Below are 16,029 nucleotides of genomic sequence, written 5' to 3'. Positions count from 1 at the left end.
CGCAGCATGAAGAACCGTAGCAAGTGTACCGGACCCGGCCAGATGATCCGCCTTCTCGATGTTTTACTTTCTTCACTCGGCATACTTCTCGGGCTGCCGATATTGCTGGTGATCTTCTTCATAGGACTGTGCGACACCGGCTCGCCACTCTTTCGGCAGATACGGGTCGGGCGTTTCCAACAGCCGTTCACACTGGTCAAATTCCGTACCATGCGCCTGGGCACGGCATCGGTGGCCACTCATCTGGCCAACGCTGGGGATATCACACCTTTCGGGCGTTTTCTGCGTCGTACCAAGCTCGATGAACTACCTCAACTCTGGAATGTGCTCAAGGGCGATATGAGCCTGGTAGGGCCTCGCCCCTGTCTGTTCAATCAACACAAACTAATCGACGAGCGGTCCAGACAGGGGGTTTTCGATGCCCGTCCAGGAATCACCGGCCTGGCGCAAATCAATAAAATCGACATGTCCACACCGGAGTTGCTTGCCGAGACGGATGCGCGCATGCTGTGTTCGCTCGGTATCATTGCCTATTTTCGGTACATTTTCCTGACGTTGGCAGGTAGAGGCGCTGGCGACCGTATTCGACCCTAACACCCTGTTACGAGCTGCTCCAATCGAGTCCGCACGGGTATTTTAGCATTTTCAAGATGATCACCCGGTACACCCGAACCACACTGGTATTTCTCTTCGATCTGTTCGCCGCCGTTGCGGCCTGGGTCGGCGGCTTTCTGTTGCGCTTCAATTTCGAGTGGCCAACACACTACACAGGAAGGTTGCTGCTGATTGGCGCGGCGCTGGTGGGCGTGCATGCCGTTGCTTGTCGCGTGGCCGGTCTTTATCGTGGTATGTGGGTATTCGCCAGTCTACCGGATCTCAAGCGGGTACTGAAAGCCATCGCAATATCAACACTGGCGTTGATCGCGCTGATTGCAGTGGAGCGCGGCAGCCCTGCGCTACCGCGCTCGCTGATCGCGCTGTATCCCATGCTGCTGCTGCTGATTATGGGTGGCGGACGAGCAGCATGGCGCATGTGGAAGGAACACATGCTGTACGGCGATCTGATTGCGACAGGCAAGCCCGTCGTCGTTGTCGGCGCGGGCACAGGAGGAGCCATGCTGGTACGGGAGTTGGAGCGCAGCCCCGACTGGCGAGTCGTTGCACTACTCGACGACAATCCCGATAAGTGGGGGCTCGAACTCAACGGACATCGGGTGGCAGGCGGTGTTCAATCACTCCCTGAGGTATTGAAGGAGCATCGGGCCAAACACGTGATCCTGGCAATGCCTTCTGCGGCCTCGGATGCCTTGAAGCGAGCCACCGACCTAGCTGTGCGCGCTGGAGCACAGGTTTTCACCGTACCCGGCCTGGAAGATCTGATGGGTGGCAAGGTGGCGATCAATGCCATGCGGCCAGTCGATATCGAGGACTTGCTCGGCCGCGACCCAGTGAAGATCGACTCTGCTCATGTTCAGCGCATGGTGACCAACAAGACTGTTCTGATCACCGGTGCAGGCGGCTCGATCGGTAGCGAGCTCTGTAGGCAGTTGGCACGCTTCACACCAGCACAGTTGGTGCTGTTGGAAAATAGTGAGTTTGCGCTCTACAACACCGAACAGTGGTTCCGTAGCCGGAGGCCGGAAATAAAGATCGTACCGCTGGTGGGCGATGTGAAAGACGCTGCCCGATTGAAAGACATCTTCTCCACATGGACTCCACAGCTTGTCTTTCACGCTGCCGCCTACAAGCACGTGCCGCTAATGGAGGTAGATAACGCTTGGCAAGCTGTACGCAACAATGTACTGGGCACACTGCTGGTTGCTAAACATGCACAGCACTTCGGTGCTGAACGCTTCGTGCTGATTTCGACCGACAAGGCCGTCAACCCGACCAATGTCATGGGCGCCACCAAGCGTCTGGCCGAGATGATCTGCGAAGCGCTGCATTGTGCCGCCACATGCTCTACGCAGATGGAAATGGTCCGCTTCGGCAACGTACTCGGCAGCACCGGCAGCGTGATTCCGAAGTTTGCCGAGCAGATCGCTCGCGGCGGCCCGGTGACAGTGACCCATCCGGAGATCAACCGCTACTTCATGTCGATCCCGGAAGCGGCACAACTGGTGCTTCAGGCAGCGGCCATGGGTCAGGGCGGCGAGGTCTTCGTGCTGGATATGGGCGAGCCGGTCAAAATCGTGGACCTTGCACGCAACATGATCCGCTTGTCTGGTTATACCGAAGACGAGATTCGCATCGAGTTTACCGGCCTCCGCCCTGGCGAGAAGCTGTACGAGGAGTTGCTGGCCGATGCCGAGGAAACCCGTGAGACGCCCCACCCCAAGCTCCGCATCGCACGTTCTCGGCCAGTCGCAGAAAGCTTCCTGGACGAACTAACGCAATGGCTATCGCAACCAGGGCCAGTCAGTGACGACGACGTGCGCACAGGCCTGAAGCGCTGGGTACCGGAGTACGAACCTGCTCGGCACTGAGGTGCTTCACCCCTCACTCAATCCCATTAAATCTGATGCCCAACCGAGATCGACTCGAAACCACGCTGAGCATATGGCTCAGCCTTGGTTTGTTCACCCTGCTGACGGGTTTTTTCTGGCTCACCGACCGTAGCCTGTATTCGAAGAGCTTTTATGCGCTCTTCGCCGTTCCTGCACTGCTGGGACTCATCGTGACACGGACGGAAATGCTGAAGGCCATCAAGCAGCCCGCAGTGCTGCTGTTCCTGGTGCTGGCAGCCTGGGTGCTCATCAGCCTGGGCTGGGCGGAGGGCGACAAGGTTTCGTCGTCGCTGGTCAAGCGCCCTCTCTACATCTTTCTAGCCCTCGCGGGCATGCTCTATCTCGGTGCTGCCCGCGCCACCGTCCCATTGCGGTATGTCCTGCTGATTTCGATGACCGTTGTCACAGCCTTCGTAGCTTGGACAGCACCCGAGTTTCTAGCGACGCGCAAACCATGGGAACACTATATCGGCCCAGGCATTCTGATAAACCAGTTGCTTACATCACACGTTCTTGGACTTTTGTTCGTTTTCGGCGTGGCGTCAGTATTTCTTTCCGAGCGCTGGAACCACTTCTTCTGGATCTGCTTGCTCTGCTGCCCGATCCTGTTGTGGGGCATAGTTCTGACCAGCTCACGCACACCACTGGTCGGTATTGCCGCGGTACTGTGCTGGCTCTGCCTGATCCGACCAAGCCGGCGCACATTGTGTGCGCTGGGGCTGATGGCAGCATTGGCTGTATTTGCATATGTGATTCAGCCAACAATATTCACCTCCAGGGGTTTATCCGGCCGACCAGAAATTTGGGTCGCCGCATTCGGCAAAATCATGGAGCAACCTTTGATCGGCCACGGTTTCGAAGGCAGTACCGAGTTCTTCGTCGAAGCAACGAAGATGACTTGGCGCGATCCGCACAATGTGATGCTGGCGGTTGCGCTGGAACTAGGCTTCATCGGCCTTGCGATCTGGATCGCCATGCATGTCGCCGCGCTTCGCGCCTGCTTCGTGCAGCGCGCCAACACCGATGCAGTGGTGGCATCCTGCCTGGTCGTCTTCGGCCTCGCCGCCGGCCTGACCGAAGGCGGCAACTTCTTTTCACGGCCGAACGAAAGCTGGTTCATCACCTGGCTGCCACTGGGTTTTGCCGTTGCGGCGACTGCGCACATGCGCACAAATCAAGGTAGTGCATGAGAGACGAACAGCCCACCCCCTCCCCCAACCGCAACCGCAACCGCAACCGCAAGGGCATCATTCTTGCCGGCGGCTCGGGCACGCGCCTGCACCCGGCCACGCTCGCCATCAGCAAGCAGTTGCTGCCGGTATTCGACAAACCCATGGTCTATTACCCGCTCAGCACCCTGATGCTGACGGGCATCCGCAACATCCTGCTGATTTCGACGCCGCAGGACACACCGCGCTTCCAACAGTTGCTGGGAGACGGCTCGCAGTGGGGGCTCTCGCTGCAATACGCCGTGCAGCCGCAGCCCGAAGGGCTGGCGCAGGCGCTAATCATTGCGGACTCCTTTCTGGCCAGCACGCCCTGCACACTGGTGCTGGGGGACAACCTCTTCTACGGCCACGAGCTACATTGCCTGCTGCGACGGGCTGCCGCGGCCACAACCGGCGCAACGATCTTCGCCTATCACGTGCATGATCCGGAGCGCTATGGCGTGGTCGAGTTCGCTGCCGACGGCAAGGTCCTGTCGATCGAGGAGAAACCCGTCGAGCCGAAATCGAGCTATGCCGTGACGGGGCTGTACTTCTACGATGGCAGCGCCAGCGCGCGCGCCGCCACGCTGCACCCTTCGGCACGCGGCGAACTGGAAATCACCGACCTGAACCGGCTGTACCTGGATGACGGCTTGCTGGACGTCGAAACGATGGGACGCGGCTACGCCTGGCTGGACACCGGCACCCACGACTCACTGCTGGAAGCCAGCCAGTTCATCGCCACACTGGAGCGTCGCCAGGGCCTCAAGGTGGCCTGCCCGGAGGAAATCGCCTTTCGCATGGGCTGGATCGACGCCGCACAGCTCCAGAACCTGGCGGCCCCGCTGGCGAAGAACGACTACGGCCGCTACTTGCTGCAACTGCTTAAGGAAATACCTGCATGATCACCGCCAAACGCATGTCTCTCCCCGACGTCTGGCTGCTCGAACCCAGGGTATTCGGCGATGCGCGCGGCTTCTTCCTCGAAAGCTACAACCAGGGGGATTTCGAGGCCGCGACGGCTTGCCAGGCGAGCTTCGTGCAGGACAACCATTCACGCTCTCGGCGCGGCGTGCTGCGCGGCCTGCACTACCAGATTCAGCAGCCGCAGGGAAAACTCATCCGCGTGATCGAAGGCGAGATTTTCGACGTCGCCGTCGACCTGCGCCGCAGTTCGCCGCATTTCGGTTGCTGGACGGGCGCCGTGCTGTCGGCCGAAAACAAGCACCAGCTCTGGATTCCCGAAGGTTTCGCACACGGCTTCCTGGTGCTGAGCGAAACCGCCGACGTGCTGTACAAGACCACCGACTATTACGCCCCCGAGCACGAACGCTGCCTGGCCTGGGACGACCCCACGGTCGGCGTGGAATGGCCGCTGGCCGGTAGCCGACCCTTATTGTCGGCCAAGGATCAGGCTGGGACGGTGCTGGCGGAGTGCGAGGTTTTCGACTGAAAATCAGCATCGAAGACTATCTCGACGGCGAAACCCGCACTGAGATCAAGCACGAAACCTGGACGGCGAGGTCGTCGCCATGGGCGGCGCAAGCGCGAAACACGGCTTGGTCGAGATTACACTGGACGAGATCTACACGGATGCGGAGGCGCTTTGAGCGTGGAACTCGGGCTCCGTAAACTTCGGGATCGATCCTCGTAAATCTCGGAATCAGCGTCCGTAAATTCCGGAATCAACCCCCGTCGCGGATGCGCTCGATCAACCCGGTGGTGGAGTGCCCTTCGACGAAGCCCAGCACCCTGACTTCGCCGCCGGCGCGGCGGACGCAGTCGCCGCCGGCGATCTGGTCGGGAGTATAGTCGCCGCCCTTGACCAGCAGGTCGGGCAGCACGGCGCAGATCAGGCGCTCGGGCGTGTCTTCGGCGAACGGCACCACCCAATCCACACAGCCGATCGCGGCGAGCATGCGCATGCGGTGGGCCAGCGAATTGACCGGACGGCCGTCGCCCTTGAGGCGGCGTACCGAGTCGTCGTCGTTGACGGCGACGATCAGGCGCTGGCCGAGCGCACGGGCCTGCTCCAGGTATTCGATGTGGCCGGGGTGGAGGATGTCGAAGCAGCCGTTGGTCATGACCACGCGCTCGCCGGCCTGGCGCGCGGCGCGGACGGTGGCGATGGCCCGGGCTTCGTCCAGCACGCCGGCGGCCGAGGCCTTGGCCGCATCCGCGGTGGCGAGGTGGGCGTCGACGTAGGCGCACCACATGTGGCCGATCATGATGTGGCATTCTTGGATGTGGGCCGTCTCGGCGACGCCGATGATGACTGCCAGGTCCACGAGCTCGCGCAGCTTGCCGCCGTCGCGGCCGAGCAGGCCGATGACTTCGACGCCGCGCCGGCGCGCCGCTTCGACCGCGGCGATGACGTTGGGGCTGTTGCCGCTGGTGGAGATGCCGACCAGCACGTCGCCCGGCTGGCCGAGCGCATCGACCTGGCGCGCGAAGACGTCATCGAAGCCGTAGTCGTTGCCGACCGCGGTGAGGATGGAGGTGTCAGTGGTGAGCGCGATGCCGGGCAGCGCACGGCGCTCGGCGACGAAGCGGCCGACCAGCTCGGCGGCGATGTGCTGGGCGTCGGCGGCGCTGCCGCCGTTGCCGCAGAACAGGATCTTGTTGCCGCGGTTGAGTGCCGCACTGATGCGCTGCGCGCCGGCCTCGACCACCTGTTCGATGGCGCGCAGGGCCTCGATGGCGGCCAGGTGCTTGTCGATGTACTGGGTGAAGAAGCTCATGGGTGATCTCGCGGTTCGGCCCCGGCGCGGGCCGGGGCAAGCATTCTGGATGCCGGCGATGCTAGCACGCAGCTTTGCTGCGGGCGGCTATCGGGGCGATTGATTCGCTAAAGCACCGGGTACCCGTAGGAGCGGCTTCAGCCGCGAAAATAGCGGTTGGGGGTGGCCATGAGGCCCAATTCGCGGCTAGGCGCCCCCGGCTGAAGCCGCTCCTGCGGAAAAATGGGCGGCACGTCGAAAAGATGGACGGTGCAGCAAAGACAACAAAGGGCAACACGTACGCCTAGTGCGCCTCATCCCAGTTGTCGCCCGCCCCCACTTCGACCAGCAGCGGCACGTTCAGCTCCGCGACGCCGCCCATCAGCTTGGGCAGTTCGCTGCGGATGGCCTCGAGCTCGCCCTTGGGCACTTCCAGCACCAGTTCGTCGTGCACCTGCAGCACCAGCTTCGACTTCAGTCCGGATGCGGCCAGCCAGTCGCTGGTGGCGATCATCGCCTTCTTGATCAGGTCGGCGGCGGTGCCCTGCATCGGCGCGTTGATCGCCGCGCGTTCGGCGCCCTGACGGCGGCCGGCCTGGGCGGCGCGGATGTCCGGCAGGTAGAGGCGGCGGCCGAACACGGTTTCGACGTAGCCTTGCTCGCGCGCTTCGATGCGGGTGCGTTCCATGTAGTCGGCGACGCCGGGGTAGCGGGCGAAATAGCGGTCGATCCAGCCCTGGGCGGCGGCGCGTTCGATGCCGAGGTTCTTGGCCAGGCCGTGCGCACTCATGCCGTAGATGAGGCCGAAGTTGATCACCTTGGCGTAGCGGCGCTGTTCGCTGCTGACTTCGGCCGGCGGCACACCGAACACTTCGCTGGCAGTGGCGCGGTGCACGTCCTCGCCGTGGGCGAAGGCTTCGAGCAGGCGGGCGTCGCCCGACAGGTGGGCCATGATGCGCAGCTCGATCTGCGAGTAGTCGGCGGAGACGATCAAATGATCCTTGGGCGCGATGAAGGCGGCGCGGATGCGGCGGCCTTCGGGTGTGCGGATCGGGATGTTCTGCAGGTTGGGCTCGGAGCTGGACAGCCGGCCGGTGACCGCGGTGGCCTGCGAGAAGCTGGTGTGCACCCGGCCGGTGGCAGGGTTGACCATGCGCGGCAGCTTGTCGGCGTAGGTGCTCTTGAGCTTGGACAGGCTGCGGTGCTCGAGCAGCAGCTTGGGCAGCGGGTAGTCTTCGGCGAGCTTTTCCAGTACTTCTTCGTCGGTGGAGGGCTGGCCGGTGGCGGTCTTCTTGACCACAGGCAGGCCGAGCTTGCCGAACAGGATCTCGCCGAGCTGCTTGGGCGAACCGAGGTTGAAGGGTTGGCCGGCCAGTTCGTGCGCCTGCAGTTCGAGTTCGTGCAGGCGGCGGCCGAGCTCTTCGGAGTGCTGGGCGAGCAGGAAGGGGTCGATCAGCACGCCGGTGCGCTCCATCTGCTGCAGCACACGCAGCACCGGCAGTTCGATGTCGCGGTAAAGCGCGGCAAGCCGGGGTTCGGCTTCGAGCTGCGGCCACAGGTGCTGGTGCAGGCGCAGCGTGACGTCGGCGTCCTCGGCGGCGTATTCGGTGGCGCGTTCGACCGCGACTTCGTCGAAGCCGATCTGCTTGGCGCCCTTGCCGCAGACGTCGGTGTAGGGGATCGTCGTCAGGCCGAGATGGCGGCGGGCGAGCGAATCCATGTCGTGTGACTTGTCGCTTTCGAGCACGTAGGATTCGAGCAGGGTGTCGTGGGCGATGCCGCGCAGCGTGATGCCGTGGTTGGCGAGCACGTGGGCGTCGTACTTCAGGTTCTGGCCGAGCTTGGCATGGGTATCGGATTCCAGCCAGGGCCGCAGCTTGTCCAGCACCTCGGCCAGCGGCAGTTGCTCGGGGGCTTCGGCGCCGCGGTGGACCAGCGGCAGGTAGGCGGCTTGACCCGCTTCGACGGCGAAGGACATGCCGACCAGTTGCGCGGCCATCGGGTCGAGGCTGGTGGTTTCGGTGTCGAAGGCGGTGAGTTCGGCGGCGCCGATCTTGGCCAGCCAGGTCTCGAAGCTGTCCCAGTCGAGGATCGTGGCGTAGTTGCCGCGGTGCGATCCTGCTTCGGCCGGCTCCGCGCCCTTGCTTTCACCATCCGGAGCAAAGCGGCGCGCTTCGGTAGCGGCTTTCGACGCGGCGACGCTGCTGGCGCCGGCATCGATGTCCTTCAGCCAGGAACGGAACTCGAAGCGCTCATACAGCGCGCGCAGCGCCACCTTGTCGTCGCCGCGTGCGGGCAGTTCGTCCAGCGTCACCGGCAGGTCGACGTCGGTGGCCACCGTCACCAGCTTGCGCCCCAGCGGCAGGAAGTCCAGGTGTTTGCGCAGGTTCTCGCCGACCTTGCCGCCGATCTTGTCGGCGTTGGCGACCAGGTTGTCGAGGTCGCCGTACTCGGCCAGCCATTTCAGCGCGGTCTTGGGGCCGCATTTCTCCACCCCGGGCACGTTGTCCACGGTGTCGCCGACCAGGGTCAGGTAGTCGATGATGCGCTCGGGCGGCACGCCGAACTTGGCTTCGACGCCGGCCGAATCCAGCACTTCCTCGCTCATGGTGTTAACCCACTGCACGCCGGGGCGCACGAGCTGGGTCAGGTCCTTGTCGCCGGTGGAGATCACCACTTCCCAGCCGCGCTCCAGCGCCTGGCGGGTCAGCGTGCCGATGACGTCGTCGGCCTCGACCCCCTCGACCGACAGCAGCGGCCAGCCTTCGGCCACCACCGCTTCGTGCAGCGGCTCGATCTGCGCGCGCAGGTCGTCGGGCATCGACGGGCGGTGGGCCTTGTATTCGGGATACCAGTCGTCGCGGAAGGTCTTGCCCTTGGCGTCGAACACGCAGGCACGAAATTCCGCCTTGTAGTCGCTTTCCAGCCGACGTAGCATCGACAGCACTCCCCGTATCGCCCCCGTCGGCTCGCCCTGCGAATTGCGCAGATCGGGCAGCGCATGGAAGGCGCGATAGAGATAGCTGGAGCCATCGACGAGCAGCAGGGTCGGCATTTCTGGAAATCCTCGGGAACGGGGTCCGGCCTGGTCCGGCCGATGAACATACATGAGAACAACAACATGACCGCGAAAGACAAACTCCCCCGCAGCATCCAGGCCCATAGCGCTCCGGACGGCGGCACGCCGCGCTACAACGCGCGCGAGTCCTGGCGGATTTTCGGAATTATGGCAGAGTTCGTGGAGGCGACCGACCGCCTGGCCGCAATCCGGCCGGCAGTATCGATTTTCGGCAGCGCGCGCATACCGCCCGACCACATGTACTACATCCTGACCGAGCAGATCGCGCGCCTGCTGTCGGATTCGGGCTTCACCGTGATCTCGGGCGGCGGGCCGGGCATCATGGAAGCGGCCAACAAGGGCGCCTTCTTCGGCAAGAGTCCGTCGGTGGGGCTGAACATCCAGCTGCCGCTGGAGCAGACCGCCAATCCCTACCAAGACATCTCGCAGACCTTCCGCCACTTCTTTGCGCGCAAGTTCATGTTCGTGAAGTTTGCCGCCGCCTACGTGGTGATGCCGGGCGGCTTCGGCACGCTGGACGAACTGCTCGAAGCGATGACGCTGATCCAGACCAAGAAGAGCCAGAAGATTCCGATCATCCTGGTGCACCGCCCGTTCTGGCAAGGCCTGCTCGACTGGTTCCGCGACCGCCTGGTCGCCGACGGCATGATCAACCCCGAGGATCTCGAGCTGGTGCAGGTCATCGACACGCCGGAAGAGGTCGTCGAGGCCATCTTCAAGCATTACGAGCGGCGCGGCTTCCAGCCGGTGCCGGCCGAGCACGACATGATGCTGAACCTGTAGCCGCGGCAGCAGGCTTCGGCCCAAACGGCTAGAATTACGGCATCTTCAGGAGAACACCATGCGCCGCACCCTGATCGCCCTGCTGCTCGCCGCCGCCATGCCGGCCTACGCCCAGCAACCGCCCGACCTCGAGCCGATTCCCGAGCCGCCGCCGATGCCGATGGAAGGCGAGATCGACGAGCCGGAAGTCACCATCATCCAGCGCGGCGAGGACACCGTCGCCGAATACCGCATCCGCGGCCAGCTCTACATGGTCAAGGTGACGCCGCCGCACGGCGTGCCCTACTACCTGATCGACAAGGAAGGCAACGGCAAGATGGTGCGCGAGGATTCCCTGCCCGACCTGGCGGTGCCGATGTGGGTGATCAAGTCCTGGTGAGCACACCCCCCCGCGTGCGCAGCTTCGCCCCGGCCGTGCGCGCCGACGCGCGGGTGCTGGTGCTCGGCAGCATGCCGGGCCAGGCTTCGCTCGGCGCCGCGCAGTATTACGCCCATCCGCGCAACGCCTTCTGGCCGATCATGGGGGCGCTGTTCGGCGCTTGGCCGGAGCTGCCCTACGCCGAACGGCTGGCGCAATTGAACGCGGCCGGCGTGGCGCTGTGGGACGTGATCGCCGCCTGTGAGCGCAGCGGCAGCCTCGACAGCGCCATCGCCCCCACCAGCATCGAACCGAACGACTTCGCCGGCCTGTTCCGGAGCTGTCCGCAGATCCGGCACGTCTTCTTCAACGGCACCACCGCCGAAACGGCTTTCCGCCGCCACGTGCGGAGCCGTGTCGCGCTGCCGCCCGGCCTGGCTTTCACCCGCCTGCCGTCGACCAGCCCGGCGCATGCCGCGCGCGGCTTCGATGCCAAGCTCGCTGCCTGGCAGGCCGTGCGCATGGCGGCCGCCGCTGCCAACCCTGCCGCCACACTGGCGGCCTGACCCGAGCCACCCAGCCCCCCCGCCCCTCCGGAGTCCGCATGTCCGTCTTCACGCACGTCCCCGAAACCACGCTCGCCGAATGGCTGAAAGGCTATGCCGTCGGCCGGCTGGTGGAGCTGAAAGGCATTTCGGCCGGCGTGCAGAACAGCAACTTCTTCGTCACCACCACGCTCGGCCGCTATGTGCTGACGCTGTTCGAAGATCTGTCGCGCGCCGAACTGCCCTACTACCTGCACCTGATGGCACACCTGTCGCGCCACGGCCTGCCCGTACCCGGACCGATCGCCGACCGCGACAACGAATACCTCGGCACCCTGCAGGACCGGCCCGCTGCGCTGGTGGTTCGGCTGTCGGGTTCGTCCGAGATGGACCCCGGCGTCATCCACTGCGAGAAGATCGGCGCCATGCTCGCTGGCCTGCACCTCGCCGGCCAGTCCTACGGCCGCCGCCAGGACAACCCACGCGGTGCCGCCTGGCGGGCCGACACTGCGCAGTTGGTGCGCCCCTTCCTGCCGGCTGGCGAGCAGGCGCTGCTCGATACCGAAATCGCCTTCCAGGCCACCGTCGATGCCGCCGCCCTGCCCCAGGGCGCGATCCACGCCGACCTGTTCCGCGACAACGTGCTGTGGGACAAGGACGAGAACGGCACGCCGCACATCGGCGGCCTGATCGACTTCTACTTCGCCGGCTACGACGCGCTGCTGTTCGACGTCGCGGTGACGGTCAACGACTGGTGCAGCCAGCCCGACGGCCAGCTCGACCCAGCCCGCAGCCAGGCCCTGCTCGACGCCTACCATGCCGAGCGGCCATTCACCGCCGAAGAGCGCGCCGCCTGGCCGGCGATGCTGCGTGCCGCGGCGCTGCGCTTCTGGCTGTCGCGTGCGACCGACTTCCACCGTCCGCGCAGCGGCGAGATGGTGTCGGTCAAGAACCCCGACGAATATCGCGACATCCTGCGCCTGCGCGCCGCAGACGTGCCGCCGCTGCCGCTATGACCAAGCCAGGACCGACCCCGCCCGTTCCCGCCCCCGGCGACGTCGCCCCGGGCCATGCCCTGCAATGGCTCGCCGACGGCTGGCGGCTGTTCATGAAGTCTCCGGTGGTGTGGGCGATCCAGGCCTTCATCGTGTTCGTGATCCTCGCCGCGCTGGGCATGCTGCCCATCCTCGGCTGGGCGGCGGCGCCGATCGCGCTGCCGGTGCTGCTGGCGGGCATGCTGTCCGGCGCCCAGGCGCTCGACCGCGGCGAGGTGCTGCGCATCGACCACCTGTTCGACGGCATCCGCCGCCACGCCGGCAACCTGCTGCTGGTCGGCACCTTCCACCTGCTGGGCGCGCTGCTGGCGGCACTGGTGGCCATGGCGATCAGCGGCAGCGCGATGCTGACCGGCATGGTCGTCGGCAGCGTGCCCGGCGCAGGCATGGCCGCCGGCGGCGTGATGGTCGGCGCCCTGGTGTTCACCGTGTTGTGGGTGCTGCTGCTGATGGCGCTGTGGTTCGCCCCGGCGCTGGTGATGCTGCACGGCGTCGCCCCGCTCGAGGCGATGATGCTGTCCGCCCGCGCCTGCTTCCACAACCTGCTGGCCTTCATCGTGCTCGCCGCGCTGCTGTACGTGCTGGCCTGGGTGGCGCTGATTCCGGCCGGACTGGGCATGCTGGCGCTGTTGCCGGTGACGGCCGGTGCGCTGTACGCCGCCTGGCGCGAGACCTTCGCCCCGCAACTGCCTGCGCTGCCGGCGCCGGCCGAGCGGTCCGCCGGCGAGGGCACCACCGGCGGAGACGCTCCCACTCCCGGCCCCGATTCCGACTGAAGATCCAACGATGCAAGCAAATACCCTTCGTTCCTCGCGTGGCTGGAACTGGCTGCGCGAAGGCCTGCAGCTCTGGCGCAAGAACCCCGCGCTGCTCAGTTTCGCCGCCTTCGGCTACCTGCTGGCGCTGCTGGTCGTCAGCATCTTCCCCTTCATCGGCCAGATCGCCGCCTCGCTGATCATGCCGGCGCTGTCGGTGGGCGTGCTCAATGCCTGCAGGGCGATCGATGCCGGCAGGAAGGTCGGGCCGGACGTGCTGTTCTCGGGCTTTCGCGGCAACCTGCCGTCGCTGCTGGCCATCGGCGGCCTGTACCTGGCAGGCTCGGTGCTGATCCTGCTGGTGGTGTCGATGGTCGACGACGGCACGCTGGCGGCGATCATGCGCGGCGACGGCGACCTCGACGAAGCCGCGCTGTCGAATTCCAATCTCGGCACCACGCTGCTGGTGGGGACGCTGCTGTCCACGCCGCTGATGATGGCCTACTGGTTCGCGCCGATGCTGGCTTCGTGGTGGAAACTGCCCGCCGCCAAGGCGATGTTCTTCAGCTTCTACGCCTGCCTGCGCAACTGGCGCCCCTTCCTTGCCTACGCGATCGGCGTGCTGCTGTTCGGCGCCCTGTTGCCCGGCCTGCTCATCGGCATCCTGGGCCTGGTCTCGCCCACGGTTGCCACGCTGGCTTCCTTCCCGCTACCGCTGATCCTGGTGCCGGTGCTGTTCGCCAGCTTCTACATCAACACCCGCGACGTGTTCGGCCTGCCCGGCGATCCGCGCCAATGAGCGCTGCAACGGACGCCGCGCCACTCGGCCTGCTCGGCGGCACTTTCGACCCGATCCACTTCGCCCACCTGCGCCTGGCGGAAGAAGCGCGCGAGGCGCTGGGCCTGCCCCGCGTGCGTCTGGTCCCCGCCGGCCAGCCGCCGCACCGCGGCGAACCCGGCAGCACCGCCGAGGACCGCCTGGCGATGACGCGCCTGGCCGCAGCCGGCAACGACGGCCTCGAAGTCGACGACGGTGAAGTGCGCACCCCGCAGAAGAGCTATACCGTGCCGACGCTCGAGCGCCTGCGCGCCGAACTCGGTCCGCGGCGTCCGCTGGTGCTGATCCTCGGCGCCGATGCTTTCGAAGGCCTGCCCCAGTGGCACCGCTGGCAGGAGCTGTTCTCGCTGGCCCATATCGCCGTCGCCAACCGCCCCGGCCATGCGCCCCATGCCCGCCGCTGGCCGGCGACACTGTCCCCCGGGCTCGCCGCGCTGTGCGAAGGCCGCCACGTCTCCGACCCGGCCGAACTGCGCGCGGCACCCGCCGGACGCATCATTCCCTTCGACATGACGCCGCTGGCGATTTCGGCCACGCTGATCCGCGATCTGATCGGCCACGGCCACAGCGCGCGCTATTTGCTGCCCGATTCCGTTCTCGACTATATTGGGGCGAATGGGCTCTACTCCCGCAACCTGACTGGACATACCTCCTCTTGATGGACACTTCCGCCCTGCAGCACATCGTCGTTTCCGCCCTCGAAGACATCAAGGCGCGCGACATCGAAGTCATCGACACCTCGCACAACACCCCGCTTTTCGACCGCATCGTCGTCGCCAGCGCCGACTCCGGCCGCCAGACCCGCGCCCTGGCCCGCAACGTACACGACAAGGCACGCGAAGCCGGCGCCGACGTCCTCAGCATCGAAGGCGAGGACAGCGGCGAATGGGTGCTGGTGGACCTGGGCAGCATCGTGGTCCACATCATGCAGCCCGCCATCCGCGCCCACTATCGCCTGGAAGAGCTGTGGAACACCGCACCCGCTTCGCGCAAGCCGGCACAGGCCGCGGCGGGAAAGTGAATGAAGCTTTTCCTCGTCGCCGTCGGCCATCGCATGCCCGCCTGGGTCGAGGCCGGCTTCGACGAGTTCGCCCGGCGCATGCCGCGCGAAATGCCGCTGCAACTGATCGAGGTCAAAGCCGAGCCGCGCACCAGCGGCAAGACTGTGGACGCGATGATGACGGCCGAAGCCGCACGCATCGAAGCCGCACTGCCGCCGCGCTGCCGCCGCGTCATCCTCGACGAGCGCGGCGCCGACCTGAGCACGCTGGCGCTGTCGCGCCGGCTGGAAGCCTGGCAGGGTGAAGGCCAGGACGTGGCCTTGATCGTCGGCGGCCCGGACGGGCTGGCGCCGGCGCTCAAGAGCACCGCCCAGGAGGCCGTCCGCCTTTCCAGCCTGACCTTGCCGCACGCCCTGGTGCGCCCGCTGCTGGCCGAGGCGTTGTACCGCGCCTGGACGGTGCTGCGCAACCACCCCTATCACCGCGAATGAGCCGTCTTCCCCTCCACCGATGAACCCACGCATCTACCTCGCCTCGAAAAGCCCCCGCCGACGCGATCTGCTGCGGCAGATCGGCGTGCAGTTCGACGTGCTGACCTTCCGCGGCGGCGAACGCGGCGAAGATCCCGACGTCGATGAGAGCACCCTGCTGGGCGAAGGCGTCGAGCGCTACGTCGAACGCCTGGCACTGACCAAGGCCCAGGCCGGCGTACGCCGCATCCAGTGGCGCAAGCTGCTGCGCCATCCCGTCCTGGCAGCCGACACCGCGCTGGAACTGAACGGCGACATCATCGGCAAGCCGACCGACACCGCCGACGCCCAGGCCATCCTGCGCCGCCTGTCCGGCCGCCGCCATCGGGTGCTGACGGCGCTGGCGATCAGCGACGGCGAGCGCACGCGCAGCAAGCTGTCGATCAGCACGGTGAAATTCCGCGAACTGACCGACCTCGAGATCCGCCACTACATCGCCACCGGCGAGCCGATGGACAAGGCCGGCGCCTACGGCATCCAGGGCAAGGCGGCGGTCTTCATCGAGGAGATCCACGGCAGCTACTCCGGCATCATGGGCCTGCCGCTGTTCGAAACCGCGCAACTGCTGGAGACCTTCGGCTATCCTCTGTAACCCGCGCGAGATGAGCAATACGCAAGGGCGGCCCCAGCAGGAAAGCGGGCCGCCCTTG

At 65.4% G+C, this 16,029-nt stretch carries 17 protein-coding genes; 15 read left to right on the top strand and 2 right to left on the bottom strand.

Annotated features, from left to right (window positions below):
• The first annotated feature begins 6 nt into the window (after window positions 1-6).
• The 5 genes from NX068_RS12280 to rfbC are packed head-to-tail and all read left to right on the top strand — an operon-like array spanning window position 7 to window position 5,168.
• Window positions 7-594 (top strand): sugar transferase, encoded by a 588-nt coding sequence (locus NX068_RS12280; RefSeq protein WP_263461548.1) that lies wholly within the window; start codon window positions 7-9, stop codon window positions 592-594.
• Window positions 595-650: 56 nt separating this feature from the next.
• Window positions 651-2,486 carry a polysaccharide biosynthesis protein gene (locus tag NX068_RS12275; protein ID WP_263461547.1) on the top strand — a complete coding sequence of 612 codons (1,836 nt, stop codon included), beginning with the start codon at window positions 651-653 and terminating at the stop codon, window positions 2,484-2,486.
• Window positions 2,487-2,521: 35 nt separating this feature from the next.
• Window positions 2,522-3,697: an O-antigen ligase family protein gene (locus NX068_RS12270; RefSeq protein WP_263461546.1), complete on the top strand. Its 1,176-nt coding sequence runs from the start codon at window positions 2,522-2,524 to the stop codon at window positions 3,695-3,697.
• Complete coding sequence (gene rfbA / locus NX068_RS12265) at window positions 3,694-4,620, top strand: glucose-1-phosphate thymidylyltransferase RfbA (RefSeq protein WP_263461545.1); 927 nt, start codon at window positions 3,694-3,696, stop codon at window positions 4,618-4,620. The genes NX068_RS12270 and rfbA overlap by 4 nt, the downstream gene beginning before the upstream one ends.
• Window positions 4,617-5,168, top strand: a complete 552-nt coding sequence (rfbC, locus tag NX068_RS12260; protein ID WP_263461544.1) for a dTDP-4-dehydrorhamnose 3,5-epimerase — start codon at window positions 4,617-4,619, stop codon at window positions 5,166-5,168. The genes rfbA and rfbC overlap by 4 nt, the downstream gene beginning before the upstream one ends.
• Window positions 5,169-5,400: 232 nt before the next feature.
• Here the strand turns inward: rfbC and rfaE2 are convergent, their stop codons facing one another.
• Together rfaE2 and polA are read right to left on the bottom strand one after the other, a co-directional pair.
• A complete protein-coding gene (gene rfaE2, locus NX068_RS12255) occupies window positions 5,401-6,456 on the bottom strand; it encodes a D-glycero-beta-D-manno-heptose 1-phosphate adenylyltransferase (protein ID WP_263461543.1) in 1,056 nt (351 codons plus the stop codon).
• Between the two features lie 283 nt (window positions 6,457-6,739).
• On the bottom strand, window positions 6,740-9,490 hold the full coding sequence (gene polA / locus NX068_RS12250; RefSeq protein ID WP_263461542.1) for a DNA polymerase I: 2,751 nt from the start codon (window positions 9,488-9,490) through the stop codon (window positions 6,740-6,742).
• Window positions 9,491-9,556: 66 nt separating this feature from the next.
• Here polA and NX068_RS12245 point away from each other — a divergent pair, with 66 nt between their 5' ends.
• From NX068_RS12245 to NX068_RS12200, 10 genes are read left to right on the top strand one after another with little or no spacing between them, the layout of a single operon-like run.
• Window positions 9,557-10,297 (top strand): LOG family protein, encoded by a 741-nt coding sequence (locus NX068_RS12245; RefSeq protein WP_263461541.1) that lies wholly within the window; start codon window positions 9,557-9,559, stop codon window positions 10,295-10,297.
• 58 nt (window positions 10,298-10,355) lie between these two features.
• Window positions 10,356-10,676 (top strand): DUF2782 domain-containing protein, encoded by a 321-nt coding sequence (locus NX068_RS12240; protein WP_263461540.1) that lies wholly within the window; start codon window positions 10,356-10,358, stop codon window positions 10,674-10,676.
• Window positions 10,673-11,221 carry a DNA-deoxyinosine glycosylase gene (locus tag NX068_RS12235; RefSeq protein ID WP_263461539.1) on the top strand — a complete coding sequence of 183 codons (549 nt, stop codon included), beginning with the start codon at window positions 10,673-10,675 and terminating at the stop codon, window positions 11,219-11,221. Before NX068_RS12240 ends, NX068_RS12235 begins: the two co-directional genes overlap by 4 nt.
• A 38-nt stretch (window positions 11,222-11,259) precedes the next feature.
• Window positions 11,260-12,216 carry a homoserine kinase gene (locus NX068_RS12230; protein WP_263461538.1) on the top strand — a complete coding sequence of 319 codons (957 nt, stop codon included), beginning with the start codon at window positions 11,260-11,262 and terminating at the stop codon, window positions 12,214-12,216.
• Entirely contained in the window at window positions 12,213-13,031 is an 819-nt protein-coding gene (locus tag NX068_RS12225) for a BPSS1780 family membrane protein (RefSeq protein WP_263461537.1), read from the top strand. The genes NX068_RS12230 and NX068_RS12225 overlap by 4 nt, the downstream gene beginning before the upstream one ends.
• 10 nt (window positions 13,032-13,041) lie before the next feature.
• Entirely contained in the window at window positions 13,042-13,809 is a 768-nt protein-coding gene (locus tag NX068_RS12220; RefSeq protein WP_263461536.1) for a BPSS1780 family membrane protein, read from the top strand.
• A complete protein-coding gene (nadD, locus tag NX068_RS12215) occupies window positions 13,806-14,507 on the top strand; it encodes a nicotinate-nucleotide adenylyltransferase (RefSeq protein ID WP_263461535.1) in 702 nt (233 codons plus the stop codon). The genes NX068_RS12220 and nadD overlap by 4 nt, the downstream gene beginning before the upstream one ends.
• Window positions 14,507-14,869, top strand: coding sequence for a ribosome silencing factor (rsfS, locus tag NX068_RS12210; protein WP_263461601.1), 363 nt, complete (start codon window positions 14,507-14,509; stop codon window positions 14,867-14,869). Before nadD ends, rsfS begins: the two co-directional genes overlap by 1 nt.
• Window positions 14,870-15,340, top strand: a complete 471-nt coding sequence (gene rlmH, locus NX068_RS12205) for a 23S rRNA (pseudouridine(1915)-N(3))-methyltransferase RlmH (RefSeq protein ID WP_263461534.1) — start codon at window positions 14,870-14,872, stop codon at window positions 15,338-15,340.
• 19 nt (window positions 15,341-15,359) lie between these two features.
• Window positions 15,360-15,971: a Maf family protein gene (locus NX068_RS12200; RefSeq protein WP_263461533.1), complete on the top strand. Its 612-nt coding sequence runs from the start codon at window positions 15,360-15,362 to the stop codon at window positions 15,969-15,971.
• Window positions 15,972-16,029 lie beyond the last annotated feature (58 nt).

It is taken from the genome of Thauera carbonicopians, assembly GCF_025699485.1.
Taxonomy (GTDB): Bacteria; Pseudomonadota; Gammaproteobacteria; order Burkholderiales; family Rhodocyclaceae; genus Thauera.
The sequence above is the reverse complement of the archived record's forward strand: the minus strand, read 5'-3'. Positions and strand labels throughout refer to the sequence as shown.